Raw genomic sequence first — 2,229 nt, forward strand, 5'->3', positions numbered from 1 at the left:
TCGGCGCTTCGGCCGATTGGGTCAGGTCGGTCGTATTGAGCGTCGGGTGGCCGCATGTGGCGGCTTCGCGTGTCGGGTCGTAGCCCATGTCGCCTTCATAGCCCTTCCAGGTGTAGCCAGCGGCCTTCAGCTGGTCTGGCAGCGTCTTGATGCTGGCCGGATACACGCAGCCTGAGCCGATCGCCTGACCGTCCGCCGTCATACCCGTGAGCTTGAAGTCCTGGTAGGTGATGCAGTCGTTGTCCGTTTCCGGCGTCGGCGCCTGACCGCTGATCATCGAGATGTAGTTGTCGAGGCTCACATGCCCCGTGCCGTAGTACTGCTGCACCATCGCACCTTGCGAAGCCAGCGTCTGCGACAGATACGGCGCCTTGCTGTTCGCGCCGAAGGTGGTCGCGTAGTTTTCGTTTTCGAGCGTAATGACGAAGACGTGCTTGATCTGCTGCTGCCCGGTCACATTGAGTGACGAGGACGACGAGCCGCACGCGGCGACGATAACGCCAACTAAGGCCGCGCAAACGACCCTGAAGAAAGCACGCAAGCAGCTGCGCTGTGACATGTTTTTGCCCTTGGGGATTGGAGTTTTATTCGCGGGCAAACTCTATGCAGCAAGTATGACGTTGACGTGAATCACACCACAATCCTGCAATATATCGGTCATCCAACACAGCTTATAAGGGTGGCTACGTCAGCTGCGAACCATCGCCTCATTGCGCGTAACGACGATGCAAGGCTGCCGCCACCTCGGCGAAACGCGCGCGCAATTCCGGCGGCGCCAGCACGTCGGCCTCGGTGCCAAAGCGCAGCAACTCCGCACATGCCTGCCTTATCGAACCGACCGGCAGCGTGACCGTGCGCCAGCCGTCGGCCGGATCCGGCTCGCCGATTTTCGCTGCTGCGCGTGCGAACGGTGAAGTAAAGACTTCGAGCATCTGCATACCCCACGGCGACAGGCGCAGCGTTGCCTCGCTCGCATGCATCTCTTCGGACAAACGCTGTGTGCTGTCTTGCCAGTAAGCCGCCAGATCGAAGGCCGGCGGCCGCTCGAAAGTCTCGTCCAGCCTGCTCAATTCGAGAATGCGCGAAATGCGGTAGATGCGAATGTCCGCACCGACCCGCCCAACCACATACCAGGCGCCGCCTTTCAGCACAATGCCGAGCGGTTCGATCCGGCGAAACTTTTCAGCTTTCCAGCTCTGATAGCGAATCTGCAGCGGATGCTGTTCCCACACCGCGCTGGCGATCAGCGGCAGATTCGCGGGCTGATCCGCGTCGGAAAACCACGCCGGGGCGTCGAGGTGAAAGCGCGAGCGCATGCGCTCGGCGGTCGAGCGCAATTCGACCGGCAGCGCGGCGAGCAACTTGGTTTGCGCGCCGGCCATCACAGCACCGAGACCGAGTGCCTGCACCGGTCCCGGCAAGCCGGCGAGGAACAGCGCCTCCGCTTCCTGCGATGACAGACCGTTCAGACGCGTACGGTATCCGTCGAGCAGACGATAGCCGCCTTCCGCGCCACGTTCGCTCTGGACGGGGACGCCCGCGGCGCTCAAGGCGTCGATGTCGCGATAGATCGTGCGCAGGGAGACCGCGCATTCGTCGGCGAGCGACTGCGCGGTCACGCGTCCGCGCGCTTGCAAGGTCATCAGGATGGAAAGGAGGCGGCTGGCTCTCATACGGACAAGTGTAGACATACCTGACACAAACTGACAGGTATAGGCGCTTAGGATAGGACACCCGGCGCCAGATGGACGCTGGCTTTTTCCACGAGACGCTCACCCAGAAGGCTCCGCCATGACCACCGATCGCACGATCACGCTGTTCCACTCGCCGCAATGCCGCTCTGTCAGCGCACTCACGCTGCTCGAGGAGCTCGGCGCCCCGTATCAGCTGAAAGTGCTCAACATGAAGGCCGGCGAGCAGCGCAAGGCGCCGTATCTCGCCATCAATCCGCTCGGCAAAGTGCCGGCGATCCTTCACGGCGACGCGCTGATCACCGAACAGGTCGCCATCTTCATCTATCTGGCCGACCTGTTTCCTGAAGCGGGCCTCGCACCGGCGCTCGACGATCCGTCGCGCGGGCCGTATCTGCGCTGGCTGGTGTACTACGCGGCATGTTACGAACCGGCACTGGTCGACAAGGCGATGAAGCGCGAACCGGCGCCGCACGCCACCTCGCCGTACGGCGATTTCGATTCAATGCTCGGGACCGTGACGAGCCAACTGCAGGCG

The 2,229-nt window shown here is 62.5% G+C and carries 3 protein-coding genes; 1 reads left to right on the forward strand and 2 read right to left on the reverse strand.

Translation table 11 applies throughout. The annotated features are described in order from the left end of the window. On the reverse strand, positions 1–457 hold a 457-nt coding region (locus VFE81_RS26210; protein ID WP_325047367.1), incomplete at its 3' end, for an alkaline phosphatase family protein. A 250-nt stretch (positions 458–707) separates the two neighbouring features. Then, complete coding sequence (locus tag VFE81_RS26215) at positions 708–1,691, reverse strand: YafY family protein (RefSeq protein ID WP_325047368.1); 984 nt, start codon at positions 1,689–1,691, stop codon at positions 708–710. 100 nt (positions 1,692–1,791) lie between these two features. On the opposite strand from VFE81_RS26215, the gene VFE81_RS26220 reads away from it, so the two are divergent. Continuing rightward, the coding region (locus VFE81_RS26220; protein ID WP_325047369.1) for a glutathione S-transferase at positions 1,792–2,229 on the forward strand (438 nt) is incomplete at its 3' end.

The organism is Paraburkholderia sp., from assembly GCF_035656215.1.
In the GTDB taxonomy this organism is placed as follows: domain Bacteria; phylum Pseudomonadota; class Gammaproteobacteria; order Burkholderiales; family Burkholderiaceae; genus Paraburkholderia.